Genomic DNA, 25,250 nt, shown 5'->3' on the forward strand with positions numbered 1-25,250 from the left:
GTATTTCGCAGAGTAATCTGGCAATTTCCCCTGCTACTGGCTAGCATCACTGCTTCTGTAAGTGGGTTCGCATGCGCAAGTTATTCGCCCGTACGCCGCCCTACCGATCGACCAAACATGTGTAGAGCAGCGAATGCCAGTATCCGCAGATCCGATATTAAAAACGCCGTTTGGGATAATAATCCTGATTGCCAGTTTAACCGTTTTTTGCCTGTCATCTTTGGGCCAGCCAACCAATTGGTTGTTGCACGATATCTTGATTGGCGACCTGGGTTTAAAGGCAATTCCAAAAGAACGGCCGCTGCTGGTTAAAATGAACACGGAATCCGACTTCGCTTCTGGTCTGGAAACTCTGGTCGACCAACTTAGTGTTCTAAACGCCCGGGAGATTATTCTGCTGCCTCCTCTCAGCCAAGCCCCACTTCCCGGTGTTACCGAGCAACATCCGAGCACCAAGGTAACTCGCGCGATGGATACTTCATCCTGCGATGTTTCAGACGCAGGCCAATTGACGACGAACCCACAAACGCCTCAGCTCGCAACTGTAGTACCTCGATTCGCTTACGGCGCGCACCGCTTCATTCCGCCCTTAAGCAATCACGGATGTGTCGGTTACTCAGAATCTCCGATATTGTCCGATCATCAATCGGTCAACTTTCTATACCTAAACGCAGGTTTACCGTTGGTTGGCGCGGAGCAGGTCAGATCGGGTGCACTCATCCCGGAGCTGGTGGCCGCAAAAACCGTGTTGATCGGCGCCGTTGAACCGCATTTTGCTTCGTCTTTCCGCACCCCGACCACCGATGGAACCCTCTCCTACCTCCAGTTACAGGGGCTTATCTGGGAAACCCAAGTCAACCAGGCCGCCGTTTTACCAACGCCCATGTGGCAGACGCTATTGGCTGTTTTCTTGCTCACTTGTTTCAATCTGCTGATTTTCCAGCCGCTGACGACCAGGCAAGCCCTCGCCGTCAGCACAATCCTGGTCGCGGCGATTTTGACGCTTGCAGCCTTCCTGTTGAAAGCCCGGTTTCAGGTGTTGCCCGTTACTGAGCTTGGCCTTTCTCAAATTGCCTGCCTCGTTTTTATTCGGCAAATCAGGTGGAGCCGCATCGATAAGGCCATGGAATCCATGCTGACAGAGGCTCAAAGCCTCTTGGCTGAAAGACTCACGCCAACGGAATTCCATCAGACCGAAAATCCCTGGTCGCAGATCATTGTGTTGATTAACCAACAGCTGAACCTGAACCGGTCAATCCTGCTTGAGAAAGTACCCCAGGATCACCGGGTAAGAGAAATTCAAGCTCTGAACTGTTCTCTGGACCATATCGCCGAGAAACGTCGAGACTACCAGCGGAAGCCATACAGCGATGCGATAGAATTGGCGGGCCCGCTGCAATTGACAGGAACCTATTTCAAGGACGTGACAGAGGGCGAACTTGAGTACATCGCGCCTCTGATGTTCGGCAACCAGATCCTGGGGTTTTGGGCGTTAACAGTGAAAACCGATGCCCAGTGGAATCGGGAGGCTTTTGAGCACAACATCGCGAACTTCAGTCGTCAAATTGCGGAACTGGTTTACCATCGGGATCAATGGCAGCGAGATCAACGACGAAACAAGAGTAAAAGTCACAGCATCCTCACGCTTCAGGGTGGTCGCCAGGTTCATACAGAGTTGGAAGGTGCACTTTTCTTGCTGCAAAAGAGACTTGATGAACTGGAGGATGTTTTCTCCGGGCTCAGCTCTGCGGCAGTGCTCTTCAACCTCTTCGGTCAGATCAAGCTGGTTAACCACAGGATGGAATCCCTTGCCAATCAGGCAGGACTGACACTTTACAAAACAACAGCTGTTGAGCTGCTCAGTCACCTCTGTGAAATTTCTCTGGACGCTGCCCGGCGACACTTGCGCCACGTGACCCTGAAACAGTTACCGGTCACTCTGACCGTGCGGCGTATGATTCCGGACAAACGGTTCGTGCTGAATATGCGCCCTATCAGGCCGGATGCCGACACCCAAGTCGGGGACCTGAACGCCCGAGAAGTGGAACCTTTTGAACTGGTGGGCATCCTTTTTGAGCTGGTGGACGTATCCCATACAGAACAACTGCTGTTCCTCAGGGACGATCTCTACGGACAGTTTGCCCGGGAACTGAAAAACCAACTGAACAGAATTACTTTAGCCGTTACCCAAATCGCCAGGCTTAATGACGCCGATCCCCAGCGTCCGGTGCTGGTGGATACAGTGGATCAATCGGTATCGCTGAGCGTGCAGTTGTTGGAAAATCTCGGCAAGAAATACCGCAACGATAACGAGGACAGTGATTTTAAAATGACCGCGCCGGTAAACGCTATTCGCGTTCTCCAGGAAGCCGAGACAGCCTGCAGCAAGCTACTAGAGCGTAGCCGTGTGACGTTTAAAAAGCAGTTTCCCATTTCCACCAACCTCATTTCGGTGGATGGCGAACGCCTCAAACTAGTCATCCTGAGCATCATTGAACTGCTGGCAAAAGATGGAGTCCCCGACAGTCAGATCACGATCATGATTAAAGAGCAGTCGCGGGATGGCAAATTGCAGACCTGTATTTTTTTCAATAATGAAGGCTACGGAATGCCCCAAAGTACGCTGGACGCGATCTTGGCCAGGGACGCTTCCATGCTGCTTGGCAGCTCGGATCAGGTAGAACACTGTATTGGCATCCTGCGCACGGTCGAGTATTACGGCGGCACTTTTACCGTTCAGAGTGAGGTAGGAAATGGTTTCAGGATTTCTCTGTGTTTCCGGGGCGTCAAGCTTTTGGAAAGCGACGAAGAACGCTGAGGTGTGAATGGCCACGGTTCTTTTAATTGAGGATGACGAATTGCTCCGAGTGCTTCTGGGCTCCCATTTGGAGTCGGCGGGATTCACGGTAATTCAAGCAGAGGATGGTCTGCAGGCGCAATCGATTGGTGTCGAGTTTGACGTCGTCCTATGCGACCTCATTATGCCGAATATGGACGGTGTCAGTTTCATTGAGTGGATCAAAGCAGACCGGCCAGGAACACGAATTGTAACGTTGTCGGGGGCCGATGACCCAAGCCTCAGAGAAAAACTTGAGGGCCTCGGCGTTGCGGAGCATTTTATTAAACCGTTATCCAGTAAACGCCTGGAAGAACTTGCCACCCGACTGAAAGCGCTTGTGAATGACTGACTGGCTTCCGTTAAATATTTTTCCGCCGGGCGGTCTGGCCAGTTCAGTCATCACCACCGTCTGGGTGGGAGTCTGTGTTGTCGCATTCCTGAATCTACGATTCGGCACAACACTTTCAGGACTGGTTGTACCAGGTTACCTCATTCCTCTACTTCTGGTCCGCCCCATCAGTGCCGGCGTTGTTCTGCTCGAGGGCGTGGTGACCTATTGCCTCGGTCGCTTGCTGGCCGAGTATTTGCCTAAACGCTTCGGACTGAGCGAGTTGTTTGGCCGGGACCGTTTTTTTGCCCTCGTGCTTATCAGTGTTTTAGTACGAATCGTCTTCGACGCGTCGTTGTTGCCTCAGTTGGGAGACTTTCTGAGTTTGCGAGCTGGGATCGATTACGACTTCCAGAGCAACCTGCACAGTTTTGGTCTGATTATTGTGGCACTGATTGCGAATCAATTCTGGAACGGTGGTTTTCGACAGGGCACAGTCGCCATTTTCCTCTATTTGTCGATCACCTACATCATCGTCAGATTCGTGTTGATGGAACTGACCAACTTCAATATTAATACCCTGAGCTACATGTACGAGGATCTGGCCAGCTCAATCCTGGCCAGTCCAAAGGCATACATCCTGCTTCTTACATCGGCGTTTATTGCATCGAGGATGAACCTGAAATACGGATGGGAGTATAACGGCATACTGATACCTTCACTGTTGGCATTGCAGTGGTATCAGCCGGGCAAGCTTCTGGCCACCTTCGTTGAAGCGTTCGTGGTGTTGTTCGCAGCAAGAGCGTTGCTGCGATTTCCATGGCTACGAAACCACAATATCGAGGGTGCGCGGCAACTGCTTTTATTCTTCTCAATCAGTTTCGTCTATAAAATCATTCTTGGTTTTGCGTTGCTTGATTGGTCACCTGAATCAAAGATCACGGATTACTACGGTTTCGGGTATCTTCTGGCCACTTTGATGGCATTGAAGATGTACCAGAAAAATGTCGCGGTTCTGCTGACCCGCGCGTCCATTCAAACGTCTCTGACCGCAGTTTTGATAGCATCCGCGATTGGCTTCAGCCTGACTCTGCTACCACAACCCAGTTTTCTCCTGCCAGAACAGACGGAGGATTCCAGGGTTGAACCCGTATACAGCCAGCAGCCCCTGACGTATTTCCATCGTCAACTGGCCAGATCCTTCGAATCGGATGGTCGCCGCAATTACGTCCCACCCACTGCCCTGCAGCTGGATCAAACCAGAATCGGGTTTGAACACCTCAAGCGCTACCTGAACACCCGCGCGGCCAACGATCTTCAGCAAGCGACATCCGTATTGGGTGCGGCGGGCTGGAAGCTTGAATTGATTAACGGCCGGTATCTGGTGGTGAGTGAGCAAGCTTCTGCCCGCGGCTGGGGCTGGTATGTGATTAACCTGCGTTCTGATTCGCCTCTGGCCCTGGAAGTTCCTGCCGCCCTGGACGAAACCATTGCCGCCGAAACAGCGATCTGGATGTTGCTTCAGAACGCGCCCAAAACACTTGCGGTTGCCGGCGTCAGGCGTTATCTGAATAGCGATGGTGCCAGTGATGTGCTGCTCAATCCGGCAACGAGTTTTCAGATTTTTCATCAGATATTCGGACGAGAAAACACGTTTCAGCTGAGAACCTACACGTCAGCGAATACCCGGGCGCTACTAGGCAAGCGGTCACCCGCCATCCTGTCACTGGACAATACACCCGCTCAGCTCTGGATTTCCCGACAGCTTCCTGAAGGACTGAACCTTGCTCAGATGCGAGAGCGTGTTGACGAGCTGACGGTGACCTGGCAACCGGCACCTTTTCCAAATCGACAGCGAGACACGGTGCAAGGCGGTTTTGCCGAACTGTTCATCAACCCGTTCGCTATAAAGCAATGGGCGGAATATCGCGACCTAGACTCATTGGTTTCTGTGAGCGATCAACGTCGCATCGATGGGTATCTGCAAACCTGGCTGACCGAGAGCAAATCCCTGATCGCGGAGCGTGGATCGAACAAGTACCAGACGCCGGAACTTGGCGCGCTGATATTTTTTGACGAACTGATTGTCTCGCCACTGACTTATCTCGCGCGGCAAAACCTCTCTCAAGGCTGGCGGGGAAACTTCCGCGCCGAACTTACCAGACTCTCATTACTTGCGCAGACCTACAACTACGAGTTGATCCACTATCACCACCCGCAAAGCCAGAGTGATTACCTGATTCTGCATGAGCCACTGTCTCGAATCACAAAGCGTCGTTTCTGGGGGACCTACGTGTTCCGGCTGGGTGCTGCCTCCCCTTTCATCATACAGGTTCCCCACCCGTTCAATGAGTTGAACACATTTGAATTGGGCACGACTTTCTTTGAGGAGTTGAAGGCAAGCGTGTTGATGATCGGAGGCGCACACACCTACGCCAACGGAGATGGCAGTAGCCATCTAACCGCCTCGGCCAATAAAGAGAGTCTGTTTAATCTGGTTTATCAGGTGCTTTTTCGTGAGGCCGGGGAATCACCACTGGCTGCCGTCCAGATCCGGGGCTTTGGCGATGCGGACACCTTGGCGGGCACCTCGGCCGATGCCATGCTGGCCGGCTACTACCCCGACACGGTTGGTTTTTGGTCAACCCCGGTGTTGAGCACCCTCAAGAGTCTGGGAGTGAGTACCGTGATGGTAGAGGGCAAGCTCCAGACCCGGGGTTACGAGGTTCCTGTCAATGCCCAGTTGCTCTATTTACCGATAGCCTCGAACAAACAGATGATGACTCTGTGGGTTGCTCCTGAGGCGCGGCGACAATTCCAGGCGACCGCCGTCGATATTCGGGAATCCGCTCGTTTTCGGAGCCTTGGCATCGAAACGATGGAAGCGCCCATTGGTCCACAGATAGCAGAGTTGAAACCGACACCGGTGGAGATTAATTCCGTCGCAGATCGACTGAAGCCGCTGATAAAGGCCTATATCGAGAGCGAAAATGTAACCTTCCTGAGCACTGCGAAGACCATGTTCCCGCGGCTCAGACAGTTGCGGATTACTGACCCGAACACATTGCAGGCCTTTCTTCTGATCAGCGACCCACAAGGAAGGCTGGTGTTGGTTGCAAACCTTCAGCCTGCGCAGGCAGGCACCCTTGACCTGAGCAATGGCAAGCAAGGCATTGAAGCGATCGCCGATCAGGCGTCTTCTTTTGCCCGCAGCCGACAAACGTTTCTGATCTGGAGTCAGTCAGAATGAGAGTGATCGGCCGCATCATCCTGCTCTGTGTCTTCCTGTCCGGGCTTGTCTGGCTTCTCATGCCTGTAAAAGATTGGGTTGAGACGGTGTGGTTCAGCGACGAGCAATCCGTTGATAATCTTCCGGAGCAAGTGCGTCCCGCCAAGGTCTTCTGGCTAAGGGAAAGCCAATGGACGTCCTTTTCTGTAAATGCCAGTCAGACTCCGATTCGGGTTCTCGCGCACGTTCAATTGCCGTCCGGTGAATACCCGGTCGATTACGCCCCGCCTTTCTCTCTCCGGTATCAGCTAATGGACGAAGAAGGCAACACACTGGGTGAACGAACCTATCACTACAAAACGGCACTGCCCGGGACCTCAACGCTGGCCGACGGGCGAACATTTCAACGCCGTTTTTACGCGGACTTCAGCCATCAAGCCACTCTGGACCAGACTCTTTTTATTGATTTGAGCAAGCTGACAAAGGTTAATAGCATTCGATTCCAGCCCGTCGACACGCCCACAGATGACAGTCGGATCGGCATCCGCCTTGCCACCCTCGAAACCCTTAATCCCCCCCGGGCAGCGAGGGCCTGGCAACGGCTGAGTGACAGCCAGAAGGCGGAAATGCTCGACGGCCTGATATTCCCACATTATCTGGCGACCAACGCCGAGATTCTGAACCGGACGTCTGACCGCTGGAACCCGCTTGGACCGGTAGGTATCGACGGTGAAACCTTCGAGACGGATTTTCTTTACCTGCTTGATGCTCCGCCGGAACCGCCGGAACCACCGGCAACCTTTCGGCCACCGGGTCTTTACGCCGATGCAAATCACTGGATTACAATGCCTGTTGTGAATGCGGGCGCATCCCTGTACCGACTGGAGATAATGCCATTGGACCTTGCTGAGGAGACTGGCCCCGTTGTGGCAGAGCTTCTGTACCAGGCCAATGACACTCTGGAGCAGCGCACGATGAAGTTCACCGCCGAGGACGTACCGGCAATCTGGCAGAAAGAACTGCTGCCCGGATTGCTGCAGATTCGTCCCAATCAGCCGGTGGTTGCACGGCTGTTCAAAGTGGGTTCGAACCGGGAAATCACCCCAGATCGAATGTTGCTGCCGACCTATCAGGCTTCGCCGTTCAACTCCCTTGACTATCATCTCAATGACAAGACCGGTCAGCTTCAACCTGTCAGGATTGATGTCCGCCGGTTCACTGGGCAGGGCGGACAACCGGCAAGCCGGCTTTTTATTCGTTTCCTGAATGCTAATGAAGAGGTGCTCAGCCAAAGCTCGCTGTCGTTGAGCGACACCACAACTGGCTTTCAGCGGCTGGCAGCGGCCCCAGCGCTTTCGGTCCTTTCAGAACCCTCCGGAATTTATTTCGCCGCTCCGGCAGCAGCCCGTAAAATGGTCCTGGAAGCGGACGGAGCAGCGTTAGTCGCCGTGTACCATCGCCCCCTCAACCAAGCCATTACCCGTAAACTCCCCGAACAACTTCGGCCCTGGCAGGACACCGATGCCCGAGTTCCGAACTGGTATCTGGCTCAACCTGTTAATGCAGATCAGTTGATGCGATCGAAACGCCGGCATTTGGTTGAATGGTTCCATCAACCCATTGATCTCAATACCGAGGTTGCCGAAGGCCACTTCGAGTGGGAGCCGCTGAGTACCGTTGCGCCGATGCCACAGCGGCAGGTGCTCTACCCGATTGGATACGGGACGCCCCTGCGAGACCGAGCAAGCAGTTCCGTATTCAGTCTGCTGCCCAAGTCGGGCGGGCTCACTCTCACACTCGATTCCAGCATTCAGGGCGTATCGTTCAGTCCGGAGCTTATCTTCCACCGACAAAACGGAGCGCCAACACGAGTTCAATTTTTCAAAAATGGTCAGGCCTGGTATGAACGGGGAATTGCCGGGAAACAGGGCCACTTCTCGCTACCTGTTTTAACCGCGGGCAACCATAAAATCACCACCAAAGCAGAAGGCACCTGGTATATCAATCATAACCTGGCGCGGGGCAGCTACAGGCGCCGGCTGGCTTATGAAATTCCGGGGAACGGCATACGCTTCAATGTGAACAAAACCACCGGAGAGGAGGTCGTTACGCTGCAGTTTTTTGCTCCCCCTGCTCTTGAAAAGGCAAACGTTCGGGTCCGGATATCAGGCCTCTCTCGCCAGTCAAGCTCGATGATGTCGGATTACACGTTCCTGAATCGGGAATACACACTGGCGCCTTCCGGCGACCAGACGCTCAGTCTCGGCACCCGGCAGAGCCTTTGGAGCGAGCCAGTCCGTGTCGCGGTTCCCCTAGGCAAAGACCTGCCACCCGGCCGCTATCAGATAACCATTGACGGGGACCAGGCCGAGCCGCTGCTGGTATCCGCTTACCAGATCCTCGAAGGTGAGCGTGCACCCTATCGTTTTTTTATGGAGACCCAGAGTGAGGAATGAGACAGTATGGTATCTTTTTGCAGCAACAATGATGCTGATTTCAACTCAGGGCATTGCAGTGGATAAGATCCCGGAGCCACTCGCAGACCAGCGAAATCAGAAACATTTCATCGCTCCGACGTATCATGAATTGACGTCCCTGGAATCGTTATTCTCAGACCTGCTGCAGCCCAACAGCCGTGACCATACCTTGACCAGCCGGGCCGAATCTCTGGGCTTCACAGTGTCCAGAGATGACCAGCAAAACATTCACCTAGTGGACCGTGAATCCCGTGGCTGGGGCTATTATCGATTCGCGACCCTATCCGCAGGTGGACTCGTCATCCAGGCGCCTCATCAGTTTTACGACCGGCATACGGGCACCATCGCACGAGCCATTTTTGAGCAGGTGCACGGAAAAATCCTGGCGCTCAACAGCAGCCACCGATATACAGATCGCCGGGAGGACACGCCACCATCGGACCTGGCCCACATTCCCAATTCGCCATTTAATTCGCTGACCCGCGCGGTCGCGTTGGGGCTCGGGAAAGTCACGATCATTCAGCTTCACGGATACTCCGCTGAAAAACGAAAATCTGCAGTGGCGAGAGCGTCCGATATCATCATCAGCAGTGGCGCCTCTGCGCCTCAGCCCGAAATGTTGCGGATCGCTGATTGCCTGAGCCAGCAAACACCTTGGAGAGTTCTCAGATTCCCGGAAGATACCGGTGAACTGGGTGGCACTCGGAATCTACAGGGTCAGCTTTTGCATGCTTTGGGAAAACCGATATTTGTTCACATGGAACTCTCGCACTCTGTGCGCAAGGCACTGATCAACAACCCTGAGACCATGACAAGATTTACGGCATGCATCACACCACAGGATTGAACACAGAATGAACGCTACACGACTGACCGTCATTCTGCTGACGATAACGCTGACGGGTGAAGGTTTTGCAGCATCCAAGCGGGATGCCTGGGCACCTTATGCACAAGCACCCCTGATCTGGGAAACACTCTCAGAGTGGCAAAGAACCCCTGAGAGCAGCCCCATGACTGGCGAAGCGGCAGGCACCAACCAGGTGCTTGTTGAGCCAGGCTCCGGAGTCTGGTTCCTGCTGGATGAAAATGCGGTGCTACGGCTGGATCAGATGGCACCGGCAGAGGCGGCAAATCTACGGGTCATGCAGTCGGACCCACTGGGATTATACTACCCTCTGCCGATGGTCCAGGCGGTTTCCGGAAGGTCGCTTATATCCCGACGGCCAATGGTGGCCGATCGCCTGATCTGGATTCACAACCACAGTGATACTCCGGTGAACCCTATCTTGATGAAAGGAACTCGGGCAGCACCAAATCCCCTGCCGCGCTGGGCTGACCTTAAGCCCGATCACTTGGAAACCACATTGATATACCAGTCGCCTCAGGCGGACTGGCAACCATTCCACGCATTGCCCGAATCTGGTGTTCGTTTTTCACTAGAGGGACCGCAGGTACTCGAATTGACATTAAGACAGTCCCTGACCGACGGGCCGCTGCCAAGGCGCGATTTCATCGACGTCAAACTGGGGGAAAGCCAGTCGCGACGGTATGCTCTGCATTTTCGGCCGGATAGAGACCATCGCTTTGAACATGGTGATCAGTACAGCACGCTCAGTCTTTCTGAGCGGGTATATCTGAACATTCCAGAGGAAAGCGTTGAAATCGAGTTTATGCCCAGTTTCCGGGGTTGGTTCAAGGTACGTCGAATTGCGGATCACGTCCTTCTTGATGACTCGATGCCCTGGCAGGTAAGTGACCGAGATTTGGCGAAAAGCCTGATCAGCGGACAGACTCAAGAGCAGAATCGAGTGGCCCAATTCCTCGCGGAACAGTCGTATGCTGAGCCGATGAAGAATGAGTTCACTCTGTGGGGAGAGCCCTCTGTCATTGACGGACCCCGCTATCATTATTTTCGCGACCTTTGGCCGGACAACGCTGTGCAGGCCGAATCTGCCGAGTTCATGACAGCACGATTCATCACCCCAGAAACGGATTTAGATACCTACCTTACGCCAATGGCACCGTCCAGCCCTTTGAGGGACGCCGACACTTTTGTTCGGCTTGACGCTGCCGATCGGTTACACACCTTCTCGGTTCCCGGAACCTCCCCGAAAGGCGAACTAAAAGTACGGCTGGTTTCGGCAGAACCCGGCACTCAGATTACCATACGCACCGGTGATCTCAGCCACACGCTGCTTTATCGGCCTGATCTGCGCCTGAAACCCCTGACGGCTCTGGACCGCGAAGATAGCCTGGCCATTGCGACCGGCCGGGCTGCTAATCCGTTGCTGGTCAGCGAGGCTCGGCTCGGCTTACAGACCGGCGCTGGCCTGATCGAGGTTTCCGCCGACCGACCCGGCGTCAGCCTCAGTCTGCAGGTGGAAGAGCGTTCGACGCCTCAAATGGTGCCTACCGAATTGGTGGGCTATGCCAAATCCCAAGATCCCTCCTTCGTTGCGGAATCCTGGATTAATGACATCCGCCCCACGTCAGTCGACGCCTCGCATTGGCAGGACAGCTCGTTATTGCGGCATTGGTTGCAGGGGCGATCGGCAAGTTTCGCCGATGACCTCTCACCGCCTATGTACAAACTTGCCAATGCCTCCATGCGGCTTGCTCAGCTGGAAAAACTCATTGATCAGGGAGAAAAAGGGCTGGCGACAAATCTCGCCAAGGGCGCACTGGTCTACTCCAGCGACGAGGGCCAAACCCAGAGTATTGAAGAGCAGGCGCTGAGACACCGCGCCTATGCCTTCCTGGTGGAAAACTACAAGTCAGCGGCTTCCTCGTTCGGCCTGCAAACTCTGCTGGCCAATCAATATCTGGCGACCCGGGACCCTGAAATCGCCATACAACTGGTAGAGCAACTTTATGTCGAGGGCTTTTTGAAAGAGTCCCTGCGATTGTCCCTTGGCATCGAGCAACAGCGCCTGACACCAACATACCGGGATCGGCTTCACCATCTCAACCGCTCAGCGGGCCGGGCCACGGACTGGCTGGCAGTGACTGACTTTCTGACCAGCGGCTCGAGCGCAGCAACGCACGATGAGCAGGCACTGCCGCCAGTCTGGGTCAATGCCGGTGAGCTTATTTCCTCTCGCCGTATCACGCGCCAGGTATGGAACCCGAAACTTGAGCGGCTGTTCACCCGTCACCAGGCGGGGCCGGATATCCCCCTTATGCTGACGGTCAATGGCCCAGCCAAACTGCGCTTGTCGGTCAACTTGCTGCATCGATCCAGGGCGGAGTCGATGGATGACTGGCTGGATTTGACCCACAACGGTCAAGTTCACAGGATTCCAATACTCGACAGTCAGGTTCACGGCAGGCTGAGGCTTGAGGGATCGCCGAAAACCGACGTTGGCAGCCAGGATTTCATCACCCTGGCACTGTCCGAAGGACACCACGAGCTAGAGATCCAGACGCGCTCGCAACCGGCGCTAGTCGGAGTCGAGCGGCTGGTGGCGGACTACACGACATCGGACCGGGCAATCTCCAGCGCGCTCAAATGCAACGCCTTCAAGGAACAGTATGACCAGAGCGTGGGAATCCGTGATGGCGACGTCATTGCCAGTACTGCCAATGGCTGGCAACAGGTAGCCCCGGCTGCGGAAACCATTGCCCGTCTCTGTGCCCGCCTGCACAGCAGCTCGGAGCCTGTCAGCGTTTCTGTAGGAACGTTACTCAGTCTTGAGCCCGCCGCTGCCCTGCAAACACACACACCAGTGTCCGAGTATTCATCCCAGACTCTGATTGAATCGAGACTGGCTGGGATTCTGGGTACTGCTGATTTCCACGAGCAACCTGAGCTGATTGCCGAGGCAAATAATCTGGGGGCGCTGCTTCCCGGTAATCCCCGAGTTGAGAAACTGCTGGCCAACATTAATGAACGGCAGTTCTGGGAGCAGGAAGAGCTGATCACCCGTAGCGCGGGGCTTGTTGGGTTTGAAAGCGATGGCTGGTTACCTGAGAGTGATTTTCTGGAAACCCGTTATCCGTTGCTTGGTCAGCCCCCGGGCGATGGAGAAAGGCTGTTGTTTGGCCGTAACAGTCGTGGTATCCAGCTTAACCCCCAAAGAACCACCCAGTACCGGTTGCAATTGCGTCTCGACAGGCCTGCCTATCAGAAAATTCCACCGATTACCGTCATCGTGAGCGAAAACGACCGCAGGCTTCGGCGCATCGAGCTGTCGCCAAGCGACCCTATACGGTCGCTCCCATTTAGTCTTGACCCAGGCGTGCACAAACTAACGCTGAAGCTCGATAACGCCACCAGCCGACACTGGGTTTTTGCCCGCCTGGAATTGCGCGACAGCGAGCATGCCAACACTTGGACAACGGCGTTTGAAAGCGGCCAGCGCTACTATCACCTGGTTACCCGGGCAGATCCCCTGACCTTGTATCTGGACCAACCTGCGTGGCTTCGCGTTGAATCTTACGACGGCGACAACTGGCACAGCCAGTACTTCTACCGCCCTGAGTCGGGATATAAATCATTCACTCTCTCTGTCTTGAAAGGCCAGTACGTCAGAGTCTATTCCCTTCGACACAAGCCAAAACGCAAGTTACTTGGCGTGCCCCAGGCCGATGTGCCGGACGTGACAACGAACAACACGCCTGAAGTTCCGCAGGTGAGCAATGCTGACGTGGCATTGGTATACGATGCGTTTACGGCGCAATCAGACGATAGCGGCACCCACGGTGCCTTCGCAGCATTCCGGCAGCGGCCCGACTTTGACAGTGCGGACAGGGAACGAGAAAAGTTCCTTGAAGCCGGTTATCGCTACCGTAGGCTCTATGAAAACCAGCGACTGCATTGGCAAGGTGAAGGTTTTGCACGCTTACATGAGGACACAGCCATACAGGTCGTTGGCAGCAGACATTGGCTAACCTGGCGTCCTGATCGTCGCCACTGGCGGTTGGGCGCCATGCTTAACGGCCATTGGCAGACCGACAGCGACACCAGTACCTCCGGCAGCAGCGCCTACGTCAGCGCCTACGCCCAGGGCCATTTTTACATCGGTGACGCCTTGGATATCAGGCACCGTGTGACTTTTTTCCACCATTGGTTGAGCGAACAGCAAACGGGCACCAATGCAGCGTATGACCGCGATGTATTCAGCAGCTATAAACAGGATCATCGCAGGGGGCTGGATTTGCAGGAGAGTCTCGTTTACTCGCCTTACAATGATGCTGAACTCAGTGCCATATTCAGCGCTCGAAGCAATGAAAACCTGAACCCATCGGACCCTGACCGATTCAGCCTCGGCCTCAGCTGGCAACAATACTGGCATCAGGTCCGGCTGCAAGCTGGCATTGAAACCCGCTGGTTACAAGCCGACGACGATCGCCGCCAGGCCCGGTCTCAAACATTGGTCGAGGGCAACGCATCCTGGTTCACATGGCAAGCCGGAGGCCAACGCTGGGAGACCGGAGTCGGCTTCGGGTATGACGTGGATACAGACGAACTCCGGTTTACCGTCTCTTTGGAGTGGGACCGACCCGGAGCGAGGCGCCTTCGTGATTTTCGTCCTGAATCCCTCTCCTTCAGTGCGCGCGAGCATGCAGTGGCCAACCACCGTGTCCAACACAACTACCTGAATTACATTGAACATGAAGAATGATTTCACGATAGACGCGAAGCATCTTCTGGCGCTCGGGCAGGACCCGTTGTGGCGCCAGGTTTACCGTTCTTTGGGTATTGAGCTCCGTCAGGAGTTTGACCGTTGGGTCGTCAAGGAAAACCGGCCAGACGGAGTTCAACAGGGCCAGTGGTTATCCCAGGAAATGTGTTTCTTCCTGGTCTATTTCTGCGATCACCTGCTCGGTACCATCGGCGAACTTGAAGCCGAGTTTCAGCGTTACTGGGGCCGCATTCAGCGAGCGGCTACCCGTCGCGACAAGGAACATCACCTGCTGGCATGTGCGGCCTTCCTCGGACAGACGCGGTCGGGTCTTCGCAGAGACCGAGCGGCCATGTCCCGGTTTTTCGATGAATACGCTCTGAAAGACCGCTACACCAGACTGCTGGCCGAAAAGGAGCGATTGCTGGCGTTTGCTCTGGAACGATTGAATGCCAACACCGGCCATTTTCTCGGAAACTACCGCCAATCGACCACCACCAATGCCCTGTCAGCAAGAGTCGAACGGGAGAATCTGATCGAAAACCTGATTGCCTATCGCGGTGACTACCGGGTGGTATTGGAGACACTGCGCTGGATTGAAACGTTCATTCTCAGCGCTTCCGGGTCTCAGGAGCAATGGCTTGGCCCCCAGCTTGTTCACTTTTGCTATCGGCTACTCAGCGACCCTGCCCAGCCGGTTTGGTTGCGAACCCAGGGCCTGAATATCGCCCTACTTCTGGACACTGACGCCGCACTTGAGGTGCTCAGGCAACGCTTCGAAAAAGCGGAACCCGGTGACAGCCTTTTCTTTCGCGGCCGCGCTGTTGCCCACCTCGTCGCGTTGGGAGATCACCCGGCAGTGGAATCAATACTCTGGCTGGCCGCGAGCGACCCGAGCGAGCATGTCCGCCAGTGCCTGATAAGGTCCTTGCCAAAAATCCCTGACACCGCCTGCGGGCATCTTGTCGAGATGCTGGACCGAAATGAAATCCGACCGGGTGCGCGCGCCCTACTGATCCGAATCATCTGCGAAATGCCTCTTGCCAAAGGCAACAAGCTGGGCGCACACAAGGTGCTTCTGAAACATCTGGCACCGGAACAAACCGATCTGGTTCTGAGAGAAACTCTTCGGGCTCTGCCAGCCTGGTACGTCAAAGCCCGTGGGGAAGGTGCGGACGTCGCGGACGAGCTCTCTGCTTTAACCGGGGCGCTGGACCGTCTGACCCAGCACCACCCCAAAACCAAAGTTCGCCGCTGGGTAGCTCAAAGTCGCGAACATTTATGGGCCGCCAGTCAAGCGGGACTGATCCCGGCGGTGTCCGAAGAGATTATGGACACCACGAACTGGCAGAAAAAAGGCCGGATTCACCTGGACTCCGATTGCACGGACGAAGACCTGGGACGCTTTCTGGCGACCAGGACGGAAAGCCAGTTTGGTTTCGACATTCAGCGTAAAAGTCGCCGTATTAAATTCACCAAGGGCCATGGTTATCGATTCCGGCTCTGGCGTTTCGTCCACGAGTTGAGAACCAGTGCAACGGACAAACGCCAGAATTACAATCACACCCGGGGACGTATTTACTACGGGCTGTTGCAAGTGCCTGGCTGGAACCTGTCGGAACTGAGCCAAACCAAGGTGCCCGGTGAACCGCTGCACATCCCTGAGGAGGGAAACTGGCGCCCGTATTTGCCGCTGCTGGATCATGTGTTGTCTTCCCTTGATCAGGGCTGGCCCACCCGCCCGCTCAGCCTCTTCACCACAGAGGGCATCACCAGAATATACCCACCCAAAGGGCTATTTCGCAGACTATGGGCCAAGCTGAATATTAGCCTGCGTTTTGCCGCGCTGAGTGAAACGCGTAACTGGCGAGAACACAGCGGCTTGCCGCCAGAAGCCTACCTCGGCGCCCTCCAACGCTTTGGCTTCCGTTTTGAAATCGAGGGCTATCTCGCCGACAACGGAAACGCTGGCGAGCGTCAGCAGGTCGATCAGCGGGTACGACGGTTTTTCCCTGGTATGGCGGCAATTCCTCTACCGGCCATCTGGACTGATTTCAAAAGTTATTTTTACTCTGTCTATGAGAACAGTCTGCATCAACTGTTGCTGTTTCTTGGGGGCCTGGCGGCACTCTTCTTTGGTCGACACCTGATCACATCCGGTCTGATGCGACAGGCCCGACTCAAACTGCCACTGGTTATCGGTGGCTGGGGAACCCGGGGCAAATCTGGTACCGAGCGTTTGAAAGCCGCCCTTCTGAATGCGCTTGGCCTAAGTGTATTGTCGAAGACGACCGGCTGCGAGGCCATGTTCCTATTCAACCCAGCAAACCGGCCGCTGCGGGAGATGTTTCTTTTCCGGCCGTATGACAAAGCGTCCATCTGGGAACAGGTTGACCTGGTACGTCTTTCGGCAAAGTTCAATGTGGATGTTTTTCTCTGGGAATGCATGGGGTTGACGCCACGCTACGTTCAGATTTTGCAAGAACAGTGGATGCGGGATGACCTTTCGACCATTACAAACTGCTATCCGGATCATGAGGACATTCAGGGGCCCGCGGGCATCGATATTCCTCAGGTCATGCAGAGGTTTATTCCCAAAAAGGGCAAGCTCATTACCACCGAGCACAATATGTACCCTTTCCTCAGCGAAGGCGCTCGGGATAAAGGCACCACCATCATCAAAGTGGATGAGAGTGCGGGCGATCTTCTGCCGGCAGACGTGCTGGACCGATTTCCGTATGAGGAGCACCCCACAAACATTGCCCTGGTCATGCGGATGGCGGAAGAGATGGGCATCCCGACGGATTTCGCCGTGAAGGAAATGGCCGATCGGGTTGTTGCGGATCTCGGCGTTCTCAAGGTGTATCCCATTGCGCCCGTCAGAGGCAGGAAAATACGGTTTATCAATGGCATGTCCGCAAACGAACGTCACGCGGCTCTTGCCAACTGGGAGCGCCTTGGCCTCACGCAACTGACGTTGACGGAGCATCCTGACCAATGGATCGCGACGGTCATTAACAACCGCGCAGATCGCATTCCTCGCTCGCAAGTCTTCGCCAAAATGTTGGCTACGGAGGTGAGAGCGGACCAGCATTTTCTGATTGGCAGCAATCTGGATGGATTAAACAGCTATATCGAGGAGTCCTGGGGCCATCGACTGGATCTGATGGGGCTCGCGTCTATGACACCTGATGAAATGGGAGACGCATTGCGTGTCCTGTGCGACCAGCTCAGGGTGCCAGCAGATGAGCTGGTTATCCGGGCGAGGTTGAATGCCATGTTGAACGGCGTGGGCGCCCAGGACCATAGGGTACCTGATGACGCTCCGCTGCCCGCTATCCTTGAGCTCAGGGACCGACTGAACCCCGACGGTGACCACAAAACCACCGATCAAAGCGCTTCACTTTTGGCACAGTACACGCGTGATTATCAGGAATTACAGGAGGTTACTGAACTTTCCGAGAAATTACGTAATGGGCCTGAGGCCGGCGCAAAGCGGCTACGAGACCAAACAACTCTTTGGTTTAAGAAGCGCATCGAGGTGATCTGGGATTTCTACGCCAGTGGCGATGACGTTGTGGAAGCAATCGTGCAGCGCACGCCACCTGGCCTGCTTAGTCATACCATTGGCATGCAGAACATCAAAGGCACAGGGTTGGATTTTGTGTACCGCTGGCAATCATGGGACCAGCATCATGCTTTGTTGCAGCAACTATTACACGGCGACACGTCTGTGGCCCTTGCCGCGGCACGTGGCCTCGCCAGCTCCGAGGAATTTGGTGTACTGGATTTTCAATACGTCACGGAAGCTCTGAGTCAGGCTCTGGACCAGCCAAACACTCAGTCTGAACCCATTCAGGCCGAACTCGCTCTTATCCGTTCGAAAGTCGAGCAACGAAAAAGTCAGCGTTCAGAGGTAGCAGACACTGCAAACCGTGAGTCGTCCTTTACAACAAAGCTGGTCAACGGTCTCGAACTACTGTTCGATCCAGGCGCAGCGGTGCGGAGGAGGAAGCACGCGAACCGCATCTATGCGGACTTGGTGGCACAGCGTATTAGTCATGAGCGGGCTGCGCTGGAATTAAAGAAACTGAACAAAGAGCAAAAAGGTGGATGGCTAAAAGAACGCTTGAATCTCTAGTGTCTCGGTTTTCAGAGCGACGGCATTGAGCTGGCATACACGTTCTCGCCCTGCTCTCGAGGCGTTTCCTCACAGACGGGTCATTTCCCTGTGCCCGATACGGCTCTACTCGTTAAAACTGGTTTGGCATCGGCTCGGGCTGAGCCTTTCCCGGCTCCTCGATTTCGATCATGGTGGCTTCGCTGAGCAACAGAGTGCCCGCGACCGAGACCGCGTTTTCAAGGGCGATGCGTACCACTTTGGTGGGATCGATGATGCCCGATTTCATCAGGTCGACATACGTTTTTTGCGCCGCATCGAAACCGATATTCCCTTTGCTCTCCAGCATCCTGGCGACCACGACACCGTCGTCCACGGCGGAATTCTGAGCAATTTGTCGTGCCGGTATCTCCAGCGCCTGGCGAAGGATCTGCAGGCCGGTTCGCACATCGCCTGATGTCGTCTCCTCATCTTTCAGAAGTAGGCCGCTGCAGCGCAGGAGGGCCAACCCACCGCCAGGCAAAATGCCTTCGGCTACTGCAGCCTTGGTTGCGCTGATGGCGTCGTCCAGAGCATCTTTCCTGGCCTGCATCTCGGCTTCAGCGGGCGCACCAACGCGGATGACGGCCACCCCGCCACTCAGCCTGGCAAGGCGTTCTCGCAGTTTCTCACGGTCGTAATCGGAACTGGCCTGATCGGCCTGAAGGCGCAATTGCTTGACCCGAGCCGCGATCTGCTCTGGCTGACCTCGACCGCCAATCAGCGTGGTTGTATCCTTGTCGATGACAACACGCTCCGCCTCGCCAAGTTGATCCGGTTGAATGTCCCCCAATCCGGTACCGGTTTCTTCGGCGATCACGGTGCCACCACACAGGATGGCAATGTCCTCCATCATGGCCTTGCGTCGGTCGCCGAAACCGGGTGCCTTGACGGCAGCGCATCGGAGAATGCCCCGCAACTGATTAACCACCAGGGTGGCCAATGCTTCACCTTCAATGGATTCGGCGATCACCAGCAGTGGCCTGCCGGTCTTGGCCATCTGCTCCAGCAGCGGAACCAGATCTTGTATGCTGCGAATTTTCTGATCACAAAGCAGAACAAAGCAGTCCTCCAGAATCGCTTCCATCGAATCCGACTGGGTCACGAAATACGGTGAAATATAACCTCGGTCGAACTGCATCCCCTCGACTACATCCAGTTCCGTCTCGGTGCTTTTCGATTCCTCCACCGTTATGACGCCTTCCTCACCCACCCGTTTCATGGCTTCTGCGACCAAGGCGCCAATCTGGGGATCATTGTGGGCCGAGATGGTAGCAACCTGCTCCTTCTCGAGATCAGTGGATACGGGTTTCGACAATTCGTGCAGGGCATTGACGACCAGGCCCAAGGCCCGGTCAAGGCCGCGTTTGATATCGATGGCGCTGGCGCCGGCCGTCACGTTGCGCACTCCCTCAGCGTAAATAGCATAGGCCAGCAAGGCCGAGGTACTGGTGCCATCACCGACCACGTCTCCGGTTTGCACGGCCGCCTGACGCAGCATCTGCACGCCCAGGTTTTCGGCCGGGTCCTCCAATTGCATCTCTTTGGCGATGGTCACGCCGTCATTGCAGACCAATGGGTTCCCCCATTTACGCTGGATCAGGACCGACTTGGATTTGGGACCCAGGGTTATGCCAATGGCGCCCGCTAACTGACTGACTCCGTTGAGAATTTTTTCTCTGGCAGCGGACCGGAACAGCAGTTTCTTGTAGGACATTGATCAGCCCTCCCATTTCTATCCAGCATTCCACTAATTCGGTACGCGATGTTGATCCCAGTCAAGTTCCGGTTCGACTGGAGTGCTTTAATGGCTTATCGGTGTTCACACCAATGTGCTGGCTCCGTTGGCCCATTGCTCCGCCTGACGATGGGTGAGCTGAAGGCTCGCTTTCTTTTGGTACAGCGATGGGTTGGTAATGCTCTGGTTTGGCGGCGATCGATAGACGTCGGTCCCGTGCTTGATCCTGAGCAGTAACACTCATCTGAGACGAGGGCTGGCGTGATGAAAACGACAGTCACGAAGACATTGCCATGAGATTCAGAAATCGCAGCGATGCCGGCCATCAGTTGGCCGGCAAACTGTCACGGTATCGCGATGAAACCGACTTGCTGGTCATCGGACTGCCCCGTGGCGGCGTGCCGGTCGCCGCTGAAATCGCCAATGCCCTCGGTGGCGAGTTGGATGTGCTGCTGGTGCGTAAACTGGGTTTGCCATGGCACCGCGAACTGGCCGCCGGCGCCATCGCCTCGGGCGGTGCTCGCATTCTCAATTCCGATGTGATCGAAAGCAGCGGCCTGAGCGTTAGCCAGCTGCAGTCGGTGATCGAGTCCGAGCAGAACGAGCTTGAGCGACGCGAAAGACTCTTTCGTGGCAATCGGCCCGGATTGCGCGTGGCGGGTCGTCACGTCATTGTGGTCGACGATGGCCTTGCAACCGGCGCAACCATGACGGCGGCACTGACCGCTCTTCGTTCATTGGGTCCCAAACGCATTACCGCTGCGATTCCGGTGGCGTCGACCGAAGCCCTGGAACGTATTGCCGCCGTCTCCGACGAAACCGTCTGCCTGTACATCCCCGCCAATCTCTATGCCGTGGGCCAGTGGTACGAAGACTTCGACCAGGTAGAAGATGAGGAGGTACAACGATTGCTTGCGGCGGACCAAAAAGGCCCTGACCACGCTGCCTGAGAGAATTGGCGTCAATCCGGCAGCGTTGTCAGTCACTACAGCAACCGGGGTTATGCGCCGTGCCCGAACCCACACTTGAAGAAAAAGTGAGCGCCCTATCAAGACCTCGCGCCTACCCTGTTGACGCTGTGTCGATTGAGTCCATCGAGACGCACTGGTCCTGGGTTTTCCTCACCCCGGAGCACGTTTACAAACTGAAAAAGCCAGTCACCACGGATTGCCTCGATTTTTCCCAACTGGAGAAACGCCACCACAACTGTCTGGAAGAGTGCAGGCTCAATCGTCGTTTGGCAGAGAGTGTTTACCTGGGGGTGGTCCCCCTGGTCCGGAACTCGGCGGGGGAACTGCGGATAGAGGATCATGGGGAGACGGTCGACTGGCTTGTGCATATGCGACGGCTCCCCAGGGATTTGATGCTCAATGAAATGATGAGACGGGGACGCATCCCTCCCGATAAGCTGTCTCCGGCACTGTCCAGACTCTGCAACTTCTATCTAGAAGCGCAACCGGTGGCCATGTCTCAAGCCGTCTGGATCAAGCGGTTTTCAGACGGCATCGCCAATAACCAACGCTGTCTCCTCGACCCCCGTTATCGACTGGATCCGGAACAGGTGTCTCACATCATGTTGGCGCAGAAAACCTTTCTCGGCGAATATAGCGATCTGTTGCAACAACGGCTGGCTGACAATCGGGTTATCGAAGCCCACGGTGACCTGCGCCCCGAACATGTCTGCCTGACCGACCCTCCGGTCATTATTGACTGCCTGGAATTTGACCGCACCTTGCGACTGCTTGATCCGGTGGACGAACTGGCCTACTTCAGGATCGAATGCGAAGCGGCCAGGGCCCCGGAAGTCGGACTTTATTTCTTTGAGCAGTACCAGAAACAGACTCACGACTGCGCCTCTCTGCCCCTGTCCTGGTTTTATCTGGCATACCGCGCCAGCACCCGGGCGCGGCTTGCGGCCATGCATCTGCTCGATGACCCCGACCAGAAACGGCGAAACTGGTTGGCCGAGGCGACAACGTATCTCAGGCTGGCCCGGCATTACACTCGCTGGACAACGCGTTGATTGACTCGGCGATCAGCGGTGAGATATCCAGCACCTGGTGCCGGTCTCGCCAACCGGGCAGCGCCGGGCCCGACACCGAGTTGCTGGTGATCAGCCGACTGAGGGCGGCCGTGGACAGGTTGGACGCTGCGTTTTCGGTGAAAAGACCGTGGGTGGCCGCCCCATAAACGGCGCTTGCACCGGCGTATGCCATGGCTTCAGCAGCACGCCGCATGGTCGTGCCACCGGCGATCAGGTCGTCCAGAATGATCACTGTGCGTCCGGCGACGTCCCCCACAACCCGCCCCCCGCTGACCACTCCACCGCGGCGGTACTTCTCCACGAACGCTGAATCCACGGGTCGCCCCAGGGTTTGGGCCAACCGTTCCCGGAACAGCTCAACCCGCTTGGCGCCGCCAATGTCCGGTGAAGCAACTACAATGTCACTGTTGGCAAACAAAGGCGCCAGATAGTCTGCCAGCAGGGGTTGGATGCTCAGGTGTACCGTCCGGCAGCGGAATGCATTTTCGAACGCAGCAATGTTGTGGACGTCGAACACGACCAGCCGGTCGAGCCCCACCGCTTCCAGCAATTGGGCGCTATAGCGGGAAGAGAGCGGGTCCTGAAATTTGGTGCGGCGGTCCTTGCGCATGTAGCACAGATAGGGTGCGTACAGGGTCACCCGCATTGCACCAGCATCCCGCAGACCGCCGATAAAAAACAACAGCTTGATGAGCTTGTCGTTAACACTTTCAGAGGGTTCGCCATAAAGTGACTGCACCAGGTACACATCCTGGCCGCGGACGGTGTCGAGGGCGCGAATCTTGTGCTCCCCACCCTCGAAGTGGCGCTCCTCATGACTGCCAGGGATAACGCCCAGGTGCGAAGAAACCTGTTGCAACAGGTGTTTGCCACTGTCGAGACTGAACAGCATCATCTTGCCGCTTGAACTCGGTCGTTCCGTGATATCCATTTGCCACCTCGCAGTACTCAACTTCGATAAACGCACCATGTGCCAGCGCAGCAGGGTCCTCAGTGTTCAGGGGCCGCCAGATACAACCGGAACCAGGCACCGCCCAGTTCGCTCACCTGTTCGAGTTTGCCCGGCTCCTCGAACAGGTGCGTGGCGCCGGGGATAATGGACAGCTCATGCGGGCAGTTCAGCCTCTTGGCGGCCTGCTCGTTGAGCCGGATCACCGTCCCGTCATCGCCTCCAACCAACAACAGGGTCGGCGCTTCCACCCGGTCCAGGTCGTCCCCGGCCAAGTCGGGCCGACCACCCCGGGACACGACCGCCCGTATTGCTTTGGGCCGCCGCGCTGCACAAATCAGGGCAGCGGCAGCGCCGGTACTGGCACCAAACAAGCCGATTCGCATTGAGGCAAAGTCTGGCTCCTGTGCAAGCCAATCCACGGTGTCCTGGATACGTCTGCCCAACAGCGGGATATCAAATCGGAATTGCCGGGTATAACGATCGGTCTCGTTCTCCCGTTCGGTCAACAGATCGAACAGCAGGGTCGCCAATCCCAGGGAGTTCAGGTAGGACGCGACCTGCCGGTTACGCGAGCTGAAACGGCTACTGCCGCTGCCATGAACGAACACAACCAGCGATGAAGCATGTGCGGGCAGGCCCAGGATGCCGTCCAGATTCGCATCGGTGGTGTTCAAGGTAAGTTCCCGTATTTCTGTTTCCATCGGAGCGTCCCCTCCACTGGGAAAAAAGGCCGGCGTACGTCGCCTTGTCAGTAAAGCTCAAGTAAGTTATCCCCACTGCTTCGTATGCCAACGCCCGACTCCCGACTAACCGCCGCCAAACAACCGCCCAGCCAGTCAACCTTTTCTGCTGGGGCTCGGTGCAGTGCGAAGCCGCCCGTCTCCAATACCGCCATGTCCAGGCCTTTGAGGTCGCTGCAGTGATCGAGCAGGGGAAAATAGATCACCCGCAGGTCGGGATGAAACGCCTCGTATCCGGCAATCCCCTCGTAATCATTGATCAGGTCCCCGCAACCGTAGAGGATCAACTTATTGCGATAGACCTCGATACCCTTGGGGTGGTGGGACGAGTGACCAAACACCAGGTCCACGCCCGCCTCATCGATCAGCGTATGGGCAAATGCCCGATGCGGTTCCGGTACGTCGTAGCCCCAGTTACTGCCCCAATGCACGGAGTAAACGACAACATCATCGTCCCGACGCAGCGACTGAACAGCCTGCGCGATTCCAGCGGCGGTCCGTGACGAGAAATCCGGAAGTAAATGGACACCGGGGCCATGGGGGGTAGCGGCCCAGCCGGGATCGATACCACTGTTCCTGTATCCGCCTGCAAAGATCAATACACGCCTCTCGCCTGCAGGTTGCACGGCCGGTGCCATCGCATCGTTGAGGTCAATTCCCGCGCCTGCCGTCTTGATCCCGGCATCACGCAACACCTCCAGCGTCTCCCGCAGCCCGCGTTCGCCCCAATCCAGCACATGGTTGTTTGCCAGGGTACAGACATCCAGATGGGCGGCCTGCAAGCACGCCACGTTGGCCGGATGCATACGGTAGTTGATGCCCTTGTGCTGGCGATCGCCACTCGTGGTGACCGCCGTTTCCAAATTAGCGATCCTGACATCGGGCGACATCGCCTGCATCAATGGCAACGCCTCCCCCCAGATGTAATGGGGCTCGACATTGCGGGGAATCGGCCCGTGGCGCCTTTCCGCCAGGGCGATGTAATCCACCGCCGATTGCACCACGGACTCAAACAGAATGGGGTCAACCGACCGGGGCATGATCTGGTCGATGCCCCGTCCGGTCATCACATCACCGCATAATAGTAGGCGTAAGTGATTTGTCATTCGTGCGTTACCTG

The 25,250-nt window shown here is 55.9% G+C and carries 13 protein-coding genes; 9 read left to right on the top strand and 4 right to left on the bottom strand.

The features are described from left to right. The first annotated feature begins 133 nt into the window (after nt 1-133). From GRX64_RS02415 to GRX64_RS02445, 7 genes are read left to right on the top strand one after another with little or no spacing between them, the layout of a single operon-like run. Complete coding sequence (locus GRX64_RS02415) at nt 134-2,818, top strand: CHASE2 domain-containing protein (RefSeq protein ID WP_166263605.1); 2,685 nt, start codon at nt 134-136, stop codon at nt 2,816-2,818. Between the two features lie 7 nt (nt 2,819-2,825). Then, a complete protein-coding gene (locus GRX64_RS02420) occupies nt 2,826-3,188 on the top strand; it encodes a response regulator (RefSeq protein ID WP_166263606.1) in 363 nt (120 codons plus the stop codon). Further along, entirely contained in the window at nt 3,181-6,417 is a 3,237-nt protein-coding gene (locus tag GRX64_RS02425) for a poly-gamma-glutamate biosynthesis protein PgsC/CapC (protein WP_166263607.1), read from the top strand. The genes GRX64_RS02420 and GRX64_RS02425 overlap by 8 nt, the downstream gene beginning before the upstream one ends. Further along, nucleotides 6,414-8,852 carry a hypothetical protein gene (locus GRX64_RS02430; RefSeq protein ID WP_166263608.1) on the top strand — a complete coding sequence of 813 codons (2,439 nt, stop codon included), beginning with the start codon at nt 6,414-6,416 and terminating at the stop codon, nt 8,850-8,852. The genes GRX64_RS02425 and GRX64_RS02430 overlap by 4 nt, the downstream gene beginning before the upstream one ends. 28 nt (nt 8,853-8,880) lie before the next feature. Further along, nucleotides 8,881-9,720: a hypothetical protein gene (locus GRX64_RS02435; protein WP_166263609.1), complete on the top strand. Its 840-nt coding sequence runs from the start codon at nt 8,881-8,883 to the stop codon at nt 9,718-9,720. A gap of 7 nt (nt 9,721-9,727) precedes the next feature. Beyond that, entirely contained in the window at nt 9,728-14,497 is a 4,770-nt protein-coding gene (locus GRX64_RS02440) for a hypothetical protein (RefSeq protein ID WP_166263610.1), read from the top strand. Next, nucleotides 14,487-18,638 carry a hypothetical protein gene (locus GRX64_RS02445; RefSeq protein WP_166263611.1) on the top strand — a complete coding sequence of 1,384 codons (4,152 nt, stop codon included), beginning with the start codon at nt 14,487-14,489 and terminating at the stop codon, nt 18,636-18,638. The genes GRX64_RS02440 and GRX64_RS02445 overlap by 11 nt, the downstream gene beginning before the upstream one ends. A gap of 112 nt (nt 18,639-18,750) precedes the next feature. Here GRX64_RS02445 and groL read toward each other — a convergent pair whose 3' ends face one another. Then, entirely contained in the window at nt 18,751-20,373 is a 1,623-nt protein-coding gene (gene groL / locus GRX64_RS02450; RefSeq protein WP_166263612.1) for a chaperonin GroEL, read from the bottom strand. A gap of 314 nt (nt 20,374-20,687) precedes the next feature. Here groL and GRX64_RS02455 point away from each other — a divergent pair, with 314 nt between their 5' ends. Then, on the top strand, nt 20,688-21,344 hold the full coding sequence (locus GRX64_RS02455; protein ID WP_166263613.1) for a phosphoribosyltransferase: 657 nt from the start codon (nt 20,688-20,690) through the stop codon (nt 21,342-21,344). 59 nt (nt 21,345-21,403) lie between these two features. After that, nucleotides 21,404-22,417 carry a hypothetical protein gene (locus GRX64_RS02460; RefSeq protein ID WP_166263614.1) on the top strand — a complete coding sequence of 338 codons (1,014 nt, stop codon included), beginning with the start codon at nt 21,404-21,406 and terminating at the stop codon, nt 22,415-22,417. Here GRX64_RS02460 and GRX64_RS02465 read toward each other — a convergent pair. The 3 genes from GRX64_RS02465 to GRX64_RS02475 are packed head-to-tail and all read right to left on the bottom strand — an operon-like array spanning nt 22,377 to nt 25,236. Continuing rightward, complete coding sequence (locus tag GRX64_RS02465) at nt 22,377-23,369, bottom strand: ribose-phosphate diphosphokinase (protein WP_207308708.1); 993 nt, start codon at nt 23,367-23,369, stop codon at nt 22,377-22,379. The genes GRX64_RS02460 and GRX64_RS02465 overlap by 41 nt on opposite strands. 59 nt (nt 23,370-23,428) lie before the next feature. Beyond that, on the bottom strand, nt 23,429-24,091 hold the full coding sequence (locus tag GRX64_RS02470) for a dienelactone hydrolase family protein (RefSeq protein ID WP_166263615.1): 663 nt from the start codon (nt 24,089-24,091) through the stop codon (nt 23,429-23,431). 47 nt (nt 24,092-24,138) lie between these two features. Continuing rightward, a complete protein-coding gene (locus tag GRX64_RS02475; RefSeq protein WP_166263616.1) occupies nt 24,139-25,236 on the bottom strand; it encodes a CapA family protein in 1,098 nt (365 codons plus the stop codon). Nucleotides 25,237-25,250 lie beyond the last annotated feature (14 nt).

The sequence above is a fragment of the Marinobacter caseinilyticus genome, assembly GCF_011074955.1.
Taxonomy (GTDB): Bacteria; Pseudomonadota; Gammaproteobacteria; order Pseudomonadales; family Oleiphilaceae; genus Marinobacter; species Marinobacter caseinilyticus.

What these genes read in the sequence shown, in the direction of transcription:
- GRX64_RS02420 (WP_166263606.1), top strand. Translation starts at nt 2,826, where the DNA reads ATGGCCACGGTTCTTTTAATTGAGGATGACGAATTGCTCCGAGTGCTT.
- GRX64_RS02425 (WP_166263607.1), top strand. Translation starts at nt 3,181, where the DNA reads ATGACTGACTGGCTTCCGTTAAATATTTTTCCGCCGGGCGGTCTGGCC.
- GRX64_RS02475 (WP_166263616.1), bottom strand. Translation starts at nt 25,236, where the DNA reads ATGACAAATCACTTACGCCTACTATTATGCGGTGATGTGATGACCGGA.
- GRX64_RS02440 (WP_166263610.1), top strand. Translation starts at nt 9,728, where the DNA reads ATGAACGCTACACGACTGACCGTCATTCTGCTGACGATAACGCTGACG.
- GRX64_RS02470 (WP_166263615.1), bottom strand. Translation starts at nt 24,091, where the DNA reads ATGGAAACAGAAATACGGGAACTTACCTTGAACACCACCGATGCGAAT.
- GRX64_RS02465 (WP_207308708.1), bottom strand. Translation starts at nt 23,369, where the DNA reads ATGGATATCACGGAACGACCGAGTTCAAGCGGCAAGATGATGCTGTTC.
- GRX64_RS02435 (WP_166263609.1), top strand. Translation starts at nt 8,881, where the DNA reads ATGATGCTGATTTCAACTCAGGGCATTGCAGTGGATAAGATCCCGGAG.
- groL (WP_166263612.1), bottom strand. Translation starts at nt 20,373, where the DNA reads ATGTCCTACAAGAAACTGCTGTTCCGGTCCGCTGCCAGAGAAAAAATT.
- GRX64_RS02445 (WP_166263611.1), top strand. Translation starts at nt 14,487, where the DNA reads ATGAAGAATGATTTCACGATAGACGCGAAGCATCTTCTGGCGCTCGGG.
- GRX64_RS02430 (WP_166263608.1), top strand. Translation starts at nt 6,414, where the DNA reads ATGAGAGTGATCGGCCGCATCATCCTGCTCTGTGTCTTCCTGTCCGGG.
- GRX64_RS02415 (WP_166263605.1), top strand. Translation starts at nt 134, where the DNA reads ATGCCAGTATCCGCAGATCCGATATTAAAAACGCCGTTTGGGATAATA.
- GRX64_RS02455 (WP_166263613.1), top strand. Translation starts at nt 20,688, where the DNA reads ATGAGATTCAGAAATCGCAGCGATGCCGGCCATCAGTTGGCCGGCAAA.